Consider the following 17,850-nt stretch of genomic DNA (forward strand, 5'->3'; position numbering starts at 1 on the left):
GGCGCCGTGATCGCGACTGGCGTCGCTCCTACGTCCCACCCCGGGCGCTGCGGGTTTTGGAGGGATCGCGACTGGCGCCGCTCGTGCGTCAAGGCCGGGAGCGTTGCGGGTTCCTGTGGGAGCGACGCAAGTCGCGATGGCGGCGGCCAGGCTGGGTGGCGCGGATTCCGGGCGCCGTGATCGCGACTGGCGTCGCTCCTACGTCCCACCCCGGGCGCTGCGGGTTTTGGGGGGATCGCGACTGGCGCCGCTCGTGCGTCAAGGCCGGGAGCGTTGCGGGTTCCTGTGGGAGCGACGCAAGTCGCGATGGCGGCGGCCAGGCTGGGTGGCGCGGATTCCGGGCGCCGTGATCGCGACTGGCGTCGCTCCTACGTCCCACCCCGGGCGCTGCGAGTTTTGGAGGGATCGCGACTGGCGTCGCTCGTGCGCCAAGGCCGGGAGCGTTACGGGTTTCTGTGGGAGCGACGCAAGTCGCGATGGCGGCGGCAGGGCCGGGGTGGTGCGGATTCCGGGCGCCGTGATCGCGACTGGCGTCGCTCCTACATGCCAGGCCGGGCGTGACGAGGTTCGGGGAGGTGCGATTCGATGCGACCCCGGACGCTGCGGGTTGGGGATTCCGGTGCGGTGTGCTTCGCACCAGGGCTGTGCATGTGGGTGTGGGTGCTGCACCGCAGCAGTGCGGGCGGTGGGGGTTGGGCGGCGCTTTGGTCGGATCGATCGCCCCCAGGCGCTGGCATGTTTGATGCTTATTCTCCCTCGAGCCCCTGGCCAACGGCGGTCGGGTGAGCGGCAGCGAGTGCTGCCGCAGCGTTTTACGGTCTGGTGGACAACGGCGTCCATTCCACTCGCCCCCTGCTGGGGATCGAGCGGGATGGGCGCCGTTTTCATTCCGACCCAATCGGCCTTGTTGCGGAGAAACCCCATGAAGAAGATGAAACTCGTGCTGGTCGGCAACGGCATGGCGGGCGTGCGCACGATCGAGGAGCTGCTGAAGCTCGCGCCCGACCTCTACGACATCACCGTGTTCGGCGCCGAGCCGCACGGCAACTACAACCGCATCCTGCTCTCGCCGGTGCTGGCGGGCGAGATGACGCTGCCCGAGATCATGCTCAACGATCTCGACTGGTACGGCGACAACGGCATCACGCTGCACGCCGGCCGCAAGGTGGTGAAGATCGACCGCGTGCGCCGCAAGGTGCTCGCCGGCGACGGCACCGAGGCCGACTACGACCGCCTGCTGCTGGCCACCGGCTCGACGCCCTTCATCCCGCCCATCCCCGGCAACGACCTGCCGGGCGTGCTCGGCTACCGCGACATCGCCGACACCGAGGCGATGATCGAGGCCGCCGGCAAGTACCGCCACGCGGTGGTGATCGGCGCCGGCCTGCTCGGCCTGGAGGCGGCCAACGGGCTGATGCTGCGCGGCATGGACGTGACCGTGGTGCACCTCGGCGAGTGGATCATGGAGCGCCAGCTCGACCGCGCGGCGGCCGACATGCTGCAGGCCTCGCTCGAGGCCAAGGGCATGAAGTTCCTGCTCGCGCGCCAGACCGAGGCGCTGCTGCCGGCGCGCAACGCGCAGGGCGGCATGAACGGGCGCGTGGGCGCGGTGCGCTTCAAGGACGGCATGGAGATCCCCGCCGACCTCGTCGTGGTCGCCGCCGGCATCCGGCCGAACTACGAGCTCGCCGAATCCGCCGGCCTCTACTGCGGCAGCGGCCGGGTGCGTGGCATCCATGTTTCCGACACGCTGCAGACCGTCACCGACCCGCGCATCTACGCGGTGGGCGAGTGCGTGGCGCACCGCGGCATCGCCTACGGCCTGGTGGCGCCGCTGTTCGAGCAGGGCAAGGTGTGCGCCAACCACCTCGCCAACTTCGGCATCGGCCGCTACGAGGGCTCGGTCACCTCGACCAAGCTCAAGGTCACCGGCATCGACGTGTTCTCGGCGGGTGACTTCAGCGGCGGCCCGGGCACCGAGGACATCGTGCTGCACGACCGCCAGGGCGGGGTGTACAAGCGCGTCGTGCTCAAGGACGACCGCATCGTGGGCTCGGTGCTGTACGGCGACACCGCCGACGGCTCGTGGTACTTCCAGCTCATGAAGGATCGCCAGAGCGTCGCCGAGATCCGCGACCACCTGATGTTCGGCCAGAACAAGCTGGGCGACGCCGGCCACAAGGGCGAGAACCGCGCCGCCAGCATGCCCGACACGGCGGAGGTGTGCGGCTGCAACGGGGTGTGCAAGGGCACCATCGTCAAGGCGATCAAGGAGAAGGGCCTGTTCACCCTCGACGAGGTCAAGAAGCACACCAAGGCGGCGTCCTCCTGCGGCTCGTGCACCGGCCTGGTCGAGCAGATCCTCGCCTCCACCGTCGGCGGCGCCTACCAGGCGGTGAGCGCCAACGACAAGCCGGTGTGCGCGTGTACCGAGCATTCGCACAAGGTGGTGCGCGAGGCGATCTTCAAGCACCACCTGACGAGCAAGGAGGCGGTGTTCGAGACGCTCAACTGGAAGACGCCGAACGGCTGCGACAAGTGCCGGCCAGCGGTCAATTACTACCTGATCTCGTCGTGGCCGCACGAGGCCAGGGACGATCCGCAGTCGCGCTTCATCAACGAGCGCGCGCACGCCAACATCCAGAAGGACGGCACCTATTCGGTGGTGCCGCGGATGTGGGGCGGGCTGACCACGCCTTCTGAATTGCGCGCGATCGCGGACGCCGCCGAGAAGTACCAGGTGCCCACGGTCAAGGTCACCGGCGGCCAGCGCATCGACCTGCTCGGGGTGAAGAAGGAGGACCTGCCGGCGATCTGGGCCGACCTCAACGCGGCCGGCATGGTGTCGGGCCACGCCTATGGCAAGTCGATCCGCACCGTGAAGACCTGCGTCGGCGCCGAGCACTGCCGCTTCGGCACCCAGCTGGCGATGGACATGGGGGTCAAGCTCGAGAAGATGCTGTTCGACATGTACGCGCCGCACAAGGTGAAGCTTGCGGTGTCGGGCTGCCCGCGCAACTGCGCCGAGGCGGGGATCAAGGACGTCGGCGTGATCGGCGTCGATTCCGGCTACGAGCTGTATGTGGGCGGCAATGGCGGCATCAAGACCGAGGTCGCGCAGTATCTGTGCAAGGTGGGCAGCGACGAGGAGGTCATGGAGTATGCCGGCGCCTTCCTGCAGCTCTACCGCGAGGAGGGCTGGTACCTCGAGCGCACGGTGCATTGGCTCGACCGCGTCGGCCTCGACTACGTGAAGGCCAAGGTGGTCGAGGACGGCGAGAACCGCCGCCGCCTGCACGCGCGCCTGCTCGACGCGCTCAAGGACGCGCGCGATCCGTGGCAGACCAGCCGCGAGGAGGAGACGGTGAAGCAGTTCATCCCGATCAGGGTCGAGGCCTGAGTTTCCGGGCGCCGGAATCGCGACTCGCGTCGCTCCTACGAAAACCACGGCGCCTCGATGACGTCCCGTAGGAGCGACGCAAGTCGCGATCACCCCCCCCCCCCCGACCGAGCGCGGCGCGGATTCCGGGCACCGGCATCGCGACTGGCGTCGCTCCTACAAATAACAACCGAACCGAGCTTCCGAAGAAGGAACCCACCATGACCGACTGGAAACGCATCTGCCTGCTCGACGACATCCCCCGCCTCGGCTCCCGCGTCGTGCGGCGCCCCGGCGCGGACGACATCGCCGTCTTCCGCAACGCCGACGACGAGGTCTTCGCGCTGCACGACCAATGCCCGCACAAGGGTGGCCCGCTCTCGCAAGGCATCGTGCACGGCCGCAAGGTGACCTGTCCGCTGCACGGCTGGAACTTCAACCTGCAGGACGGCCAGGCGGTGGCGCCGGACGTGGGGGCGTGCGCGAGCTTCGCGGTGAAGGTGGAGGGCGGCGAGGTGTGGCTGGCGACCTAAGGGGCGACCCAGCGGGTGATCTCCACTCCGCATCGATCGTCGGCCCCGCCGCTCCCGGAGGGGCGAGGCTGGGTCGCCCCCACCCCCGCATCGATCCTCCGCCCGCCGCTCCCGCAGGGGCGACCGGCCGCGTCGCCCCTACACGGCCCCCAGCCTCACGCGCTGTACCGGCACCCAGGCGATGAACGCGACGGCGGCGCTGCAGAAGGCCACGCCGACGATCATCGGCAGGGCGCTGCCGTCCATGTTGGCGCCCACCCAGTACGCGGCGCCGAAGGCCACCACCATCATCAGGATGCCGGTGATCGCCGACGCGGCGCCGGCCGCCTTCGGGAAAGGGGCGATCGCGCCGCTCTGGCCGCAGGGCTGGTGCACCCCGTGGCCGAGCATGAAGATGAAGGCGGGCACCATGATGGTCCACACCGTGCTCACCCCGGAGAGCGCGAACGCCAGCATCAGGCCGCCGCCGCTCAGCGACAGGGCCCCGCCGATCATCACGCTGCGCTGCACGCCGAAGCGCTGGATCATGCGCCGGCACAGCATGGTGCCGCCGATGTAGAAGGCCGACAGCAGGAGCAGCACGCCGTAGAAGCTCGGCGAGGTGCCGAGCAGGTTGATGAAGACGAAGGACGACGCCGACAGGATGCAGAACAGTCCGCCGAAGGACGCGGTGCACAGCGAGGCGTAGGTCCAGAAGCTGCGGTTGCCGACGATGCCGCGCGCGGTGCGCAGCAGGACGGCGGGCTGCAGCGCCTCGGGGTGGCGTTCGTGCAGGGTCTCCTGGAAGTGGCGGGCGACCACGAACAGGGTCGCCGCGCCCATCACCGTCAGCGCCGCCAGCGTGGCGCGCCAGCCGAACCATTCGGCCAGCACGCCGCCGAGCGGCGGGCTCAGGCAGGCGGCCACGCCCAGGCCCGACAAGCCCTTGCTCATCGCGCGCGCCCCTTCCTGCGGCGCATACAGATCACGCACGATCGCGCGCGCGCATACCGTGCCCGCGCCCATGAACGCGCCCTGCAGCACCCGCCAGAACACCATCACCTCGATCGAGCCGGCGAGCGCGCTGCCGACCGCCGCCAGCGTGTAGCCGGCGAGGCCGATCAGCAGTACCCGGCGGCGTCCGATGCGGTCGGACAGCGGGCCCCAGAACAGCTGTGACGCGCCGAAGGCGAGCAGGAGCGCGGTGAGCGTCAGCTGCGCCTGCGCCGGGACCGCGCCGAAGCTGGCGGTGAGCGCGGGCAGGGCGGGGAGGTAAAGGTCGGTGGTGATCGGTTGCAGGCCGAGCAGCAGGGACAGGATGAGGATGACGAGGGGGGCGGGCATGGTGGCTTTTGTAAATCGAGAATAAATAAAATTATCGAGAAAATAGCATGAATGCTGCCCGCAGGCGTGCTTCCTCGTCGGCGCGGGGGGGGGGCTTGCGCGCAAGCCGGCACGCCCGCGTGCGCACCGCTTTTGTGCACCGCACACCAAGCTGGTGCGTCGCCACCGTCGAGCGCAAAGTCCAACTGACTGATTTAGAACGATTTCAAATGTGGCACGACGCTTGCTGAGCAGACACCAGCACAGCGTACGACCCCGCCAATGACGGCGGGGCGGTCGGGCGAAGAGGTTCGCGCTGGAGATTCCCGCACCGATGGTGCGCTTCAAGCACGACCCTGGAGCCCGACATGGACAAGAAATCCTTCCTGCAGGCCGGCCACACGCCGACACTGATCGCCGCCTTCCTCTACTTCGACCTCGCCTTCATGGTGTGGGTGATCCTCGGTCCGCTGGCGGTCGGCATCGCCGCCGACCTCGGCCTGTCGCACGCGCAGAAGGGCCTCATCGTGGCCACGCCGGTGCTGGCGGGAGCGATCCTGCGCATGATCATGGGCGTGGTGGTCGATCGCCTGTCGCCGAAGAAGGCGGCGATCATCGGCCAGCTCGTCGTGATCGGGGCCCTGGCCTACGCCTGGCTGGTGGGCGTGCATTCGTTCAACGAGGTGCTGGTGCTGGGGGTCTTCCTCGGCGTGGCGGGCGCGTCCTTCGCCGCGGCGCTGCCGCTGGCCTCGCGCTGGTATCCGCCCGAGCACCAGGGCACCGCGATGGGCATCGCCGGGGCCGGCAACTCGGGCACCGCGTTCGCGGCGCTGTTCGCGCCCGGGCTGGCGATGGCCTTCGGCTGGCACAACGTGTTCGGGCTGGCGCTGATCCCGCTGGTGATCGTGCTGGTGGCCTTCTGCTTCATGGCCAAGGACGCGCCCGACGCACCGCCGCCCAAGCGCTTCGCCGAATACCTCGCGGTGCTCCGGGACAAGGACGCGTGGTGGTTCATGTTCTTCTACTCGGTGACCTTCGGCGGCTTCGTCGGTCTGGCCTCGTCGCTGGTGATCTACTTCAACACCCAGTACGGGCTGGATCCGAAGATGGCGGGCTACTTCACCGCGGCCTGCGTGTTCGCCGGCTCGCTGGTGCGCCCGATCGGCGGCAACGTGGCCGACCGCATCGGCGGCGTGAAGTCGCTCACCGTGATGTACATCCTGGCGGCGATCTTCCTCGCCATCGTCAGCGTCGGCCTGCCCCAGGCGTGGATGGCGCTGGTGGCCTTCGTGGGTGCGATGCTGGCGCTGGGCATGGGCAACGGCGCGGTGTTCCAGCTCGTGCCGCAGCGCTTCCGTCGCGAGATCGGCGTGATGACCGGCCTGGTCGGCATGGCGGGCGGCATCGGCGGCTTCTACCTGGCGTCCTCGCTCGGCTTCGCGCGCCAGCTCACCGGCAGCTACCAGGCCGGCTTCCTGATCTTTGCGGCGCTGGCGGTGTTCGCGCTGGTCGGGCTCACCGCGGTGAAGACGCGCTGGCGCACGACCTGGGGCGCGGCGCACCTGACCTCGGCGAAGATCTGAATGGCCGAATGGGGTCCCGAACGAGGTCAGGTCCTGAGTTTGATCATCCCGCATCCGTTGGCTTCACGTCGAGAAAGGCGAGTGAGCAGATGAAAGACCTGACCCCCCTGGAGATCCTCCTCGGCCACGCCAGCCGGACCGGGCCGCGCCCGGCCAACGAGGACTTCGTCGCCGCGGCGATGCCCGAGGGCGACGAGCGCGCGGCCAAGGGCGTGCTGCTGGCGATCGCCGACGGCGTCGGTGGCCACGCGCACGGCCGCGAGGCGGCGGAGTATTCCGTGCGCAGCCTGCTCGCCGACTACTTCTCCACGGCCCACACCTGGAGCGTGCAGAAGTCGCTCGACACCGTGCTCGGCGCGGCCAACCGCTGGCTGCTCGCGCAGTCGGCGCGTACCGCCGAGACCGCGGGCATGGCGACCACGCTCACCGCGCTGGTGCTGCGCGGGCGGCGCTGGCACCTCGCGCACGTGGGCGACTCGCGCGCCTACCTGTGGCGCGACGGCGCGCTTCTGCGCCTGAGCGAGGACCACACCTGGCCGCACCCGGAGCTGAGCAACGTGCTGCGCCGCGCGCTGGGGCTGGAGTCGCGCCTGCTGGTGGATCACGACGACGGCGAGCTGGCGCTGGGCGACGTCTTCGTGCTGCTGACCGACGGGGTGTGGAACACGCTCGGCGACGAGGCGATCGCGGCGCTGCTCGCGCGCCAGGCGGGGCAGGAGAAGGAAAGGGAGGGTGGGGGACGGGCTGCGGTGGGGGTGGTGACACCGAAACCCGTAACGCGGGGAACGGAGGCGCAGGGAAGGGCGGGGCGTGAAAATGGCGTGGGGGTGTCCGAGGAGGCCGGAGCGTGCGCGAGGGTAGCGGAAGCCGGCCTGGACCCGCAGGCCGCCGCCGATGCCCTCGTCGAAGCCGCCTTGCGCGCCGGCGGCAACGACAACGCCAGCGCGCTGGTGGCCTGCGTGCGCGCGCTGCCCGCCGACAACCTGCGCGACCGCCTCGCCGCCGGCCGCCGCCTGCCGCTGCCGCCGCGCCTGGCCGAGGGCGACACGCTCGACGGACTGCGCGTGGAGGCGGTGCTGCATGTGTCGCGGCTGACCGTGCTGTATCGGGTTTGCCGCATCGAGGATTCCACGGCCGCAATCGCGGCTTGCGCCGCTCCTACATCGGCCCGGACCCTGTCGACGTCGCCCCAATCCGCGTCGGTTCCTGTGGGAGCGCCGCAAGGCGCGAATGCGGCGTCGCGCTGGGTCCTCAAGACCCTGCTGCCCGCCCACGAGCACGACGAGGACGCGCGCCGCGCGCTGGTGCGCGAAGAGTGGCTGGCGCGGCGGGTGCCGGCGCAGGGCTTTCCGCAGGTGGCCGACTGGCCCGCGCGCGCGCATCTGTACTATCTGATGAGCTGGCACGAGGGCGAGAGTCTGAAGGCGCTGCTCGCGCGCGGCGAGCGCCTGCGCGCGCACGAGGTCGCCGAGCTCGGCGCGCGCCTGCTGCGCCTGGTCGGCGTGCTGCACCGGCTGGGCATCGTGCATCGCGACATCAAGCCCGACAACCTGCACCTGGGCCGCGACGGCGTGCTGCGTCTGCTCGACCTCGGCGTGGCGGCGAGCGAGGCGGAGGACCTGCGCGAGATCAACAACCCGGGCACGCCGTCCTACATGGCGCCCGAGCTCTTCGCCGGCACGCCGGCCAACGAGGCCTCCGACCTCTACGCCTGCGGGGTGACGCTGTACGAGCTGCTCACGCGCAAGTTCCCCTACGGCGAGGTCGAGCCCTTCCAGCACCCGCGCTTCGGCGAACCCGTCCCGCCCACCCGCCACCGCCCCGACACGCCGGCCTGGCTGGAGGCGGTGCTGCTCAAGGCGTGCGCGCGCGAACCCGCCGCCCGCTTCGAGACCGCCGAGGAGTTCCGCCTCGCGCTCGAGCGCGGCGCCTGGCAGCCGCTCGCGGTGCCGCGCCGCACGCCGCTGCTCGAGCGCCGGCCGACGCTGGCGCTGAAGCTGATCGCGCTGGCCTCGCTGCTGCTCAATGTGGTGCTGTTGTTCCTGTTGAGCCGCTCCTGAGCCGAGCACCGCACGCTTCGCTCACTGAAAATGCAGCCGCAGCGCCAGCACGCCGGCCGCGGCGTTGGCGGTCTGCGCTGCGGTGAGGATCGGCTGGCCCTGGGTGAAGCGCAGGCTCACCGGGCGCAGGCCGGCGGCGATGGCCGCATCGACCGCGGCGGCGCCACCCGGGCACATCCATTCGGCCGCATGGCGGTTGGCGGCGGTGTGTGCGCCATCGGGGCGGAACATCAGCAGCACCTTGTCGAGCATGGCCTCGTCCTTCAGCAGCGCGTATTCCCACTGCACGCCCGGCGAGTCGCTCGCCACCAGCACGATGGCCTGCGCCGAGCGCGCGGCGTCGGCGAGGGTCTGCTGCCAGTCGGCGTCGGCCGAGTAATGGCGTTGCGCGCCGAAGGGCGTGCGCGTGTCGCCGGGTCGCCCGAGGGCGACCACCGGGCCGAACTGTGCGAGCTCGTCGACCAGCGCCTCGTCCAGGTTCTGGCGGAACGACCACAGGTCCAGCCAGCGCGCGAGCAGCTGCCACGGGCGGCGGCGGTAGGTGCATTGATCATCGTCGAAGCCACGCAGGAACAGGATCGGCCGGTCCGCTCCGGCGCGTGCCCGCGGCCACCACATCTCGCGTGCGCTCAGGCGTTTGCCGGCGTGGAAGAGCAGGTGGCCGAAGAGGATCACGACGGCGCCGACCACGGCCCAGGAGCGCGCGAGCACGCCACCGGCGTAGACCACGAAGCGCGCCGCGAACAAGGCCCAGAAGGCGGGCTCGGCGAGGGCGCCCTGGCGCCAGGATGAGGACGGCAGGCCTGCGGTGGCGGCCATCCGCACCCAGAAACCCTTGTCGCGCAGCGTGCCGAACAGCCATTCGCGCGGACGGTCGCCTGCGAGCAGCAGGCGCAGCCGGATGAAGCGCGCCAGCGCGACGCAGATGAAGACGATCAAGCCCAACACGGCAAGCAGCCGCGGCAGCTCCTGCGCCTCGACCATGTCCTCGCTCGTCAGCGACGCGAGCACGGCGACCGTGGCCGCGCCGGCGAGGACGCACAGCGCGAGGAAGAGCGGACGGGCGATGCGGCGGTCGCTGCCTGCCAGCAGCCCGGAGCCGAGCAGCAGCACCGGAAAGACCAGCATGCCGCCCGCCACGAGCGGGGTGTCGCCGAAGTCCCCCAACAGCTCCCCGATGCCGGCGCCGAGCAGGCTGCCGAACACCTGCCACGCGATCGCGCCCGTGATGCTCCCGCTCGCCAGCGCGAGCAGGCGGAAACGATCCTGGCGGTCGAGCCAGTCCCAGAACGTGAAACCGAGCGGTGCGAGCGCGAGCACGGCCGCGACCGCATAGTGCCAGTCCTCCAGCATCGGCTCTTCGCCGAAGCTGTCGATCGTGTTCTCCACGAACTGGCGAAAGCCGTACAGCTCGAACAGCTGCCAGAGCACCACGAAAGGTGCGGCGGCGACGAGGAAGGAACGCCAGGTCGCCGAGCGATCGACCTTTTCGACTACCTCGGCGAGCGGCGAGACGTCGACGCGCTCGATCGCCTCGGCCTGTACCGCGGGCGCCCCGGCCGGCGCGCGTGCTGCGCCGAGCGCGGAGAGCTCGCGGCTGTGCGCGAGGAAGGTGCCGCAGAAGGCGAAAGCGAAGCCGAGCATGCCGAGTGTCGCCAGCATGCCGGGCGCGCGGCCCGGGCCGCCAGCCGGTGCGAAGAGCGCGGCGAGCAGCCACAGGAACATCAGCAGGGGCGGCACGAAGACCAGGCTGCGCTCGCGCCAGTACGTTCCGGCGGTGAATGCGATCGCCGCCACCAGCCACAGCCCCGCTGTACCCGACGGTGCGGCGAAGCCCGCCAGCAGCGGGGTGAACAGCAGCAGCGCGATCCAGGCGAGCAGCAGGTGCAGCACGGGCCGGGCGTTGGGCACAGAGAACGAGCCGCCCTTGAAGAAGGGCTGCAGCACGTGGCCGGCCAGTGTCGTCGCCAGGCTGGCGAGCAGGGCCTCCCAGTCGAGGGTGCGCCAGTCCGTCGCCAACGCGAAGGCTGCGGGTGATGCGCCGAGTGCGAGCGCAAGCAGGCGATCGAGGACCAGGCCCGCCAGCAGCAGGCCCGCCACGTTGCGCGCTGGCGCGAATCCAAGGACGACCAGGCCGAAGCACAGGATGGCGACGAAGGGCGCCGGACTGTAGGTGCCGACGCGAAGGTAGAGCGGCCCGGAGCCGACCGTGCCGCTGAGCACCAGCCCGGCCAGCCCGATCGTCGCGGCCACGAGGACGAACGCGCCGCCGTGCCGGCGGGGGACGGTCGGCCATGCAGCGGCTGCCACCGCCTCCCAGCGGATGGCGGCGAGCAGCAGGAGCACGGCCGGAAGTGCCAGCACGTCGATCCGCCATGCATCCACCCGCCATGCGGCGGTCTCCAGCGCGGCGACGACGAGCAGGCACAGGGCCAGACTCGCCGGCCATACGGTGTTGCCACGCAGCCAGTGCCTGAGGGGCGGCAGGCGCAGCTGCGCGTCCGCCGCCGCGGAGACGGTCAGCGCGAGCAGCAGGGTCGCGGTCGAGACCCCCAGACTGAATCCGACGACACCATGGTCGAGGCTCGCGCCGAACGCCGGCAACACCACGAGCGGCCACGCTGCGCGCAACACGCCGATGCCATGGCGATGCGCGAGCCAAGCCGCGAGCACCGGCAGGAACCAGCTCAGGCTGAGGGAGACCTGCAGGAACTCGGTGAACTGGAAGCCGGTGCTGGCGCCCATCAGCAGACCGAGCGCGAGGACGCGGCGCCCTGAAGGAGGTGGTGGGGTATCGCGAGCGATCGGAACCATCGAGGGACTCCCTGGCCGTGTCGGTCCGGCAGCGGAGCCGAGCGCCCGCGTCGGGGCACGGAGGGGGCGTCCGCTTTCGTTCAACTATAGGTCGGCAGGTTCGGGTCCGCAAGTTGTGTGCGTCAAGTTGTGCAAAAGGGTTGATCAGGTAATCGGTTGATTCCGGGTTGCCGTGGTCGGTGCGCAGGGCGTAGCCCGGAGCGCCGACCACGGCGGCGGCCGTCAAGCGGCCAGTCTCAACTGCTCCTTCTTCTGCTCGGCCAACAGGGCCATGTTCAGGTAACGGTTGTCTTCGAGCCACGTCTCGTGGGTTTCGACGCACAGCGCCCGGGTCAGCCGCAGGCACGACTCAGTGTTCGGGAAGATCCTCACCACGCGCGTGCGCCGCTTGATCTCCTCGTTGAGCCGCTCGAGCATGTTGGTGCTCTTCAAGTGCTTGTGGTGCGCCCGAGGCAGCCGGTAGAAGCTCAAGGTCTCGCCGATATTGCTCTCGACCCAGTCGACGAGCTTCGGGTACTTGCCCTGCCACTTGGTGATCCACGCCGCCAGGTCGCGGTTGGCTTCCTGCAAGTTGCGCCGGTCGTAGATCCAGCGCAGCTCCTGCAGACAGTCATCGTCGGCCTTCCTCGGCAGGTAGTCGAGCGCGTTGCGCAGGAAGTGCACATAGCAGCGCTGCCAGGCCGCTTCGCACAACACCTCGCTGATCGCCTTCTTCAGGCCTGCGTGGTCGTCCGAGACCACGAACTCCACGCCGGTGAGCCCACGCTCCTTGAGCCGCAGCAGGAAGTCCTTCCAACTGCTCTGGCTCTCCCGGTTGGCCGCCTCCACCGCCAGCACCTGGCGTTGCCCTTCCCAGTTGATGCCAATGGCGATCTGCACCGCCATCGAGCGGATCACCCCGTCCTCGCGCACCTTCTCGTAGCGCGCATCCAGAATCACGTACGGATACGCCTCTTCAAGTTGCCGGCTGGCAAAGCGCTCGAGCGCCTCGTCCAGGCTCTTGTTGATCGCCGAAATGGCCGAGGCCGAGAAGCTGTGCCCGCACAGCTCTTCGGTGATCGCCTTGACCTTGCGGGTCGAGACGCCCTGCACGTACATCTCGGCCAACGCCGCCACCAGCGCCTTCTCGCTGCGCGCGTAGCGCTCGAACAGCGCCGTCGAGAATTCGCCGCTGCGGTCGCGCGGTACCCGCAGTTCCAGCTTGCCGATCCGGGTCACCAGCCCCCGGTGGTAGTAGCCCGCCCGGTACCCGCTGCGCGTCTCGCTGCGCTCGCTCGGTGCCGCGCCGAGAAACTCCGTCATCTCGCCTTCGAGCACTTCCTGCAGCGCTTCCTTCATCAGCGACTTCATCAGGTCACGGTCGCCAGACACCAGCTCTTTCGCCGACAACGACACCGTATTACCCTTGCTCGTGGTCATGGTTTGCCCTCCCCAGGGATCAAGGTCGATCTGCACAATCAACCTCTTACCATGACCACCCTTCTCTGCAAGCCCGTTCGGGCTTTTGCACACTGATCAGAACACTACCGGTCCGCACGTCCATCCGCCGGGCAGGGGGAGGGTCCCGGGCAGGGCGCGGGCGGCTGCGCGGATCGACGCACCGTGCGCGTGCACCGCACCCCAGCACGGTGCATGTCTGCGCCCGGGCCGACGCCGCGACGGCCCGCACGATGCGGAAAACACGGCTGGCACGCAGTTTGCATCCGATCTTCCCCGGACAGCGTTCGACACGCCAACGGTGGTGGGTCGATCGGGCAAGGAGGTTCGCGCTGACCCGATCCAGACCCCTACGGACGAGGCAAACCATGACCCATCCCCTGCCCGAACCTGCCCGGCCTTCGCCCGCTGGCCGGCGCACGATCCCGATCCGCGCCGCGGCGCCGGGCGAGACCCCTGCCACCTGTCCCTACTGCGGCGTCGGCTGCGGCGTGCTGATCGAGCACGACGGCACCCGCATCACCGGCGTGCGCGGCGACCCTGCACATCCGGCCAACTTCGGCCGCCTGTGCACCAAGGGCTCGACCCTGCACCTCACCGCCGGCCACGATACCCGCGTGCTCTACCCCGAATACCGCGCCCGCCGCGGCGAGGCCCGCACGCGCATCGGCTGGGACGCGGCGATCGACGTGGCCGCGCAGCGCTTCGCCGACGTGATCGCCGAGCATGGGCCGGACGCGGTCGCCTTCTACATCTCCGGCCAGCTCCTCACCGAGGACTACTACGTCTTCAACAAGGCGATGAAGGGGCTGATCGGCAGCAACAACGTCGACACCAACTCGCGCCTGTGCATGTCGAGCGCGGTCGCCGCCTACAAGGCCACGCTGGGTGCGGACGCGCCGCCGTGCTGCTACGAGGACTTCGACCACGCCGACACGATCCTGATCGCCGGCGCCAACCCGGCGTGGGCGCATCCGGTGGCCTTCCGCCGCATCGAGGAGGCGAGGGCGCGGCGGCCGGGCATGAAGATCGTCGTGGTGGATCCGCGCCGCACCGACACCGCGGCGATGGCCGACCTGCACCTGGCCATCCTGCCCGGCACCGACGTCTGGCTGTTCGACGCCATGCTGCACGTGCTGCTGCGCGACGGGTTGGCCGACGAAGCCTGGATCGCCGCCCATACCGAGGGTTTCGAGGCGCTGCGCGCGCATGTGCACGGGGTGAGCCCGGCGGTGGCCGCGGCGGTGTGCGGGGTGGCGGCGGAGGACATCGTCACCGCGGCGCGCTGGTGGGGCGAGGCGCCGGCGGCGCTGTCGCTGTGGTGCCAGGGGCTCAACCAGTCGACGCACGGCACCCACAACGGCGCCGCGCTGATCGCGCTCTCGCTCGCCACCGGCAAGATCGGCCGCCCCGGCTGCGGGCCGTTCTCGCTCACCGGCCAGCCCAACGCGATGGGCGGGCGCGAGGTCGGCGGCCTGGCGAACCTGCTGCCGGCGCATCGTGACCTGGCGAATCCCGCGCATCGCGCGGAGATCGCGCGGCTGTGGGGCGTGGACAGCGTGCCTTCGGAGCCCGGCCTGACCGCGGTGGAGCTGTTCCGCGCGGCGCGCGAGGGCCGCGTCAAGGCGATCTGGATCGCGTGCACCAACCCGGCGCAGTCCATGCCCGAGCAGGCCCTGGTGCACGAGGCGCTGGCGGCCTGCGACTTCGTCGTGCTGCAGGAGGCCTTCGCCGGCACCGAGACCGCGGCCTTCGCCGACCTCGTGCTGCCGGCCGCCACCTGGGGGGAGAAGGAGGGCACGGTGACCAACTCCGAGCGCCGCATCAGCCGCGTGCGCGCGGCCGTGCCGGCGCCGGGCGAGGCGCGTGCCGACTGGCGCATCGTGTGCGACTTCGCACGCGCGCTCGCACCGCGCATCGGCAAGCCGCAGGCGGCGGCGATGTTCGCCTACGCGTCGGCGCAGGCGATCTTCGCCGAGCACGTCGCCAGCACCGCCGGGCGCGACCTCGACATCACCGGGCTGGACTATTCCCTGCTGGAAGGTGAAGGCCCGCAGCAGTGGCCGTTTCCGGCGGGGGCGGCGGTGGATGGCGCCGATGCCGCGGCGCGAGCGCGTCTCTACGCCGACGGTCGCTTCGCGACGCCGAACGGGCGCGCACGCTTCGTCGTGCCGGCGCGCGCGCTCACTGCCGAGAAGACCGGCGTGCGCTATCCGCTCGCCCTCACCAGCGGCCGCCTGCGCGACCATTGGCACGGCCTGAGCCGCAGCGGCAAGGTGGCGCGCCTGTACGGCCATGCGGACGAGGCACGCATCGAGCTGCACCCGCAGGAGCTGGCGCGGCGCGGCCTCGTCGACGGCGACCTGGTCAAGGTGTCGAGCCGGCACGGCGAGCTGGTGCTGCGCGTGGCCGCGGCGAGCGCGCTACGGCACGGCATGGCCTTCGTCGGGATGCACTGGGGGCGGCGGGCGCTGAACTCGGCCGGGATCAACCTGCTCTTCGGCGGCGCCTGCGATCCGCTGTCGAAGCAGCCGGAGCTCAAGCACGCGGCGGTGCGCATCGAGCCGGTCGAGCTGCCGAACCGCATGCTGCTGGTGCGTGCCGAACGCCCCGGGCGGACTGCGGCCGAGGAGGCCGCGCTGCTGTCGCCCTGGCTGGAGCGCTTCGCCTACGCCTCGCTCGCGCTCGCCGGCCGCGACACGCCGGCGGTGGTGATGCGGGTCGCGCACGACCGTCCGATCCCGGCCGGCTGGCTCGCCGAGCTCGACGCCTTGCTCGGCCTCGAGGGCGACGGGCTGCTGTCGTATGCCGACCCCGCGCGCGGGATCAGCAAGCGTGCGCTGATCGAGGACGGCCGCCTGGTCGGCCTGCGCCTGACCGGCGAGACCGCAGCCGCGGGCTGGCTGAGCGAGGCGGTGGTCGAGCGCCGCGACGCGGCGGCGCTGCGTCCGTGGCTGCTGGCACCGCTGGCGACCCCGCCGACGGGAGATGCGGGGCGCGGGCGGGTGGTGTGCAACTGCCTGAACGTGTCCGAGGCCGACATCACGGCGGCGATCGCCGCGGGCGCCGGCGTGCGCGACTTCGACGCGCTGCAGGCCAGGCTGCGCTGCGGCACGTCCTGCGGTTCGTGCGTGCCCGAGATCCGCCGCATGCTCGCCGAGGGGAGCTGAAAAGAAAAAGCCCGGGCGTCTTGCGAGGCCCGGGCAAATCCACACCAAAGGAGGAGGGTGGAGGAGACAGGTGCAATCGTAGAGAAATTTTTTGTGCAGTGCAACAAAAAATAATGCTTCGACTATAAGGCGAATTTCTAGATTTTGGCCGAATGCATCGCGACTTGCGTCGCTCCTACGTCCACACCGGGCGTTGGCGGTTCTGTGGGAGCGACGCAAGTCGCGATCGCAGCGCGCGGGGTCCGCGCCGCGATTGATCGACCGCTGGATCGCGACTCGCGTCGCGCCTACGTCCCACACCGGGCGTTGGCGGTTCTGTGGGAGCGACGCGAGTCGCGATCGCAGCGCGCGGGATCCGCGCCGCGATTGATCGACCGCTGGATCGCGACTCGCGTCGCGCCTACGCAAACCCGCCGGAGACGAGATTCTTCGGCTGGCCAGCAACAAATTTTTCGATGACATCGACAAGTTGATCGGCCAGCGCCTGCTGCGCTTCATCCGAGGCCCAGGCGATGTGCGGGGTGAGGAGGACGTTCGGGCGGGCGGCGATGCGCATCAGCGGGCTGTCGGGCGCGGGCGGTTCGCCGTCGGTGACGTCGAAGCCGGCGCCGGAGATCAGGCCCTCGTCGAGCGCCTGCACGAGGGCGTGCTCATCCACGATGCCGCCGCGCGCGGTGTTGATCAGCAGGGGACGCCGCGCCATCGCGCGGAATTCGGGCAGGCCGACGAGGCCGCGGGTGGCCTCGGTGAGCGGACAGTGCAGGCTGATGACGTCGCTGGTCGCGAGCACCTCGTCCCAGGCCAGGTAGCTGTCGTCGCCGGGGCGTTCGCCCTTGCGCGCGGCGAACACCGGCTCCATGCCGAAGGCGCGCGCGATCGCCGCCACGCGCTGGCCGAGGTCGCCGGCGCCGACGATGCCGAGCCGGGTACCGGCGAGGTCGTGGATGGGGTGGTTGAAGAAGCAGAACTGCCCGGCGCGCTGCCATTCGCCGGCGAGCACGTCGTCGCGGTAGGGGATGAGCTGGCGGCGCAGCGCGAGCAGGAGCGCGAAGACGTGCTCGGGCACGGTGTCGCGCGCGTAGCCGCGGATGTTGCATACCGCGATCCCGCGCGCCGCGCAGGCGGCCTTGTCGACGCAGTCGGTGCCGGTGGCGGCGACCGCGACCAGGCGCAGCGCGGGCAGTTGCGCGATCGCCGCGGCGTCGAGGCGGACCTTGTTGAGGATCGCGATGGTGGCGCCGGCGAGGCGTTCGACGACCTCGGCGGGGGCGGTGCGCGCGTGTTCGGCGTAGTCGTGGGCGAAGGACGGACGGCGCAGGCGGATCTGCGGCGCGAGCGTGGCGCGGTCGAGGAAGACGATCTTTTCCATGGGGGGCTCTGTGGGGGAACGAAGCGGATCGCCGGGGCGGGCGATGGGGAGGGGGGCGGTGCGGAGAGGTGGAATCGCGACTTGCGTCGCTCCCACAGGAAGACCGCGGCGCTCCGACGGCAAGAACGCGGCGCTCGCGCAGGACGACCGCAGCGCTCGGGGTGGCTGTGGGAGCGACGCAAGTCGCGATCAAGGCGGCAGCG

Annotated in this window: 9 protein-coding genes; 5 read left to right on the forward strand and 4 right to left on the reverse strand. The window is 70.4% G+C overall.

Features of this window, described 5'->3' with window-relative positions; genetic code table 11:
* Positions 1-922 precede the first annotated feature (922 nt).
* Together nirB and nirD are read left to right on the forward strand one after the other, a co-directional pair.
* Positions 923-3,400, forward strand: coding sequence for a nitrite reductase large subunit NirB (gene nirB, locus PO78_RS01045; protein ID WP_043741483.1), 2,478 nt, complete (start codon positions 923-925; stop codon positions 3,398-3,400).
* A 200-nt stretch (positions 3,401-3,600) separates the two neighbouring features.
* On the forward strand, positions 3,601-3,912 hold the full coding sequence (gene nirD / locus PO78_RS01050; protein ID WP_012584885.1) for a nitrite reductase small subunit NirD: 312 nt from the start codon (positions 3,601-3,603) through the stop codon (positions 3,910-3,912).
* Between the two features lie 138 nt (positions 3,913-4,050).
* Here the strand turns inward: nirD and PO78_RS01055 are convergent, their stop codons facing one another.
* Positions 4,051-5,235, reverse strand: coding sequence for a multidrug effflux MFS transporter (locus PO78_RS01055; RefSeq protein WP_043741486.1), 1,185 nt, complete (start codon positions 5,233-5,235; stop codon positions 4,051-4,053).
* A 347-nt stretch (positions 5,236-5,582) separates the two neighbouring features.
* Here PO78_RS01055 and PO78_RS01060 point away from each other — a divergent pair, with 347 nt between their 5' ends.
* Positions 5,583-6,797 (forward strand): nitrate/nitrite transporter, encoded by a 1,215-nt coding sequence (locus PO78_RS01060; protein WP_004323077.1) that lies wholly within the window; start codon positions 5,583-5,585, stop codon positions 6,795-6,797.
* An 89-nt stretch (positions 6,798-6,886) separates the two neighbouring features.
* On the forward strand, positions 6,887-8,857 hold the full coding sequence (locus PO78_RS01065; protein WP_043741492.1) for a bifunctional protein-serine/threonine kinase/phosphatase: 1,971 nt from the start codon (positions 6,887-6,889) through the stop codon (positions 8,855-8,857).
* A gap of 21 nt (positions 8,858-8,878) precedes the next feature.
* On the opposite strand, the gene PO78_RS01070 is transcribed toward PO78_RS01065, so the two are convergent.
* Positions 8,879-11,671 (reverse strand): hypothetical protein, encoded by a 2,793-nt coding sequence (locus PO78_RS01070; RefSeq protein ID WP_156147753.1) that lies wholly within the window; start codon positions 11,669-11,671, stop codon positions 8,879-8,881.
* 222 nt (positions 11,672-11,893) lie between these two features.
* A complete protein-coding gene (locus PO78_RS01075; protein WP_043741499.1) occupies positions 11,894-13,090 on the reverse strand; it encodes an IS256 family transposase in 1,197 nt (398 codons plus the stop codon).
* Between the two features lie 386 nt (positions 13,091-13,476).
* Here PO78_RS01075 and PO78_RS01080 point away from each other — a divergent pair, with 386 nt between their 5' ends.
* Positions 13,477-16,278: a nitrate reductase gene (locus PO78_RS01080; protein ID WP_082047668.1), complete on the forward strand. Its 2,802-nt coding sequence runs from the start codon at positions 13,477-13,479 to the stop codon at positions 16,276-16,278.
* Positions 16,279-16,678: 400 nt separating this feature from the next.
* Here PO78_RS01080 and PO78_RS01085 read toward each other — a convergent pair whose 3' ends face one another.
* Positions 16,679-17,647 carry a D-2-hydroxyacid dehydrogenase gene (locus PO78_RS01085; RefSeq protein WP_004313705.1) on the reverse strand — a complete coding sequence of 323 codons (969 nt, stop codon included), beginning with the start codon at positions 17,645-17,647 and terminating at the stop codon, positions 16,679-16,681.
* Positions 17,648-17,850: the final 203 nt, after the last annotated feature.

Source organism: Thauera sp. SWB20 (assembly GCF_000831325.1).
GTDB lineage: Bacteria > Pseudomonadota > Gammaproteobacteria > Burkholderiales > Rhodocyclaceae > Thauera > Thauera aminoaromatica.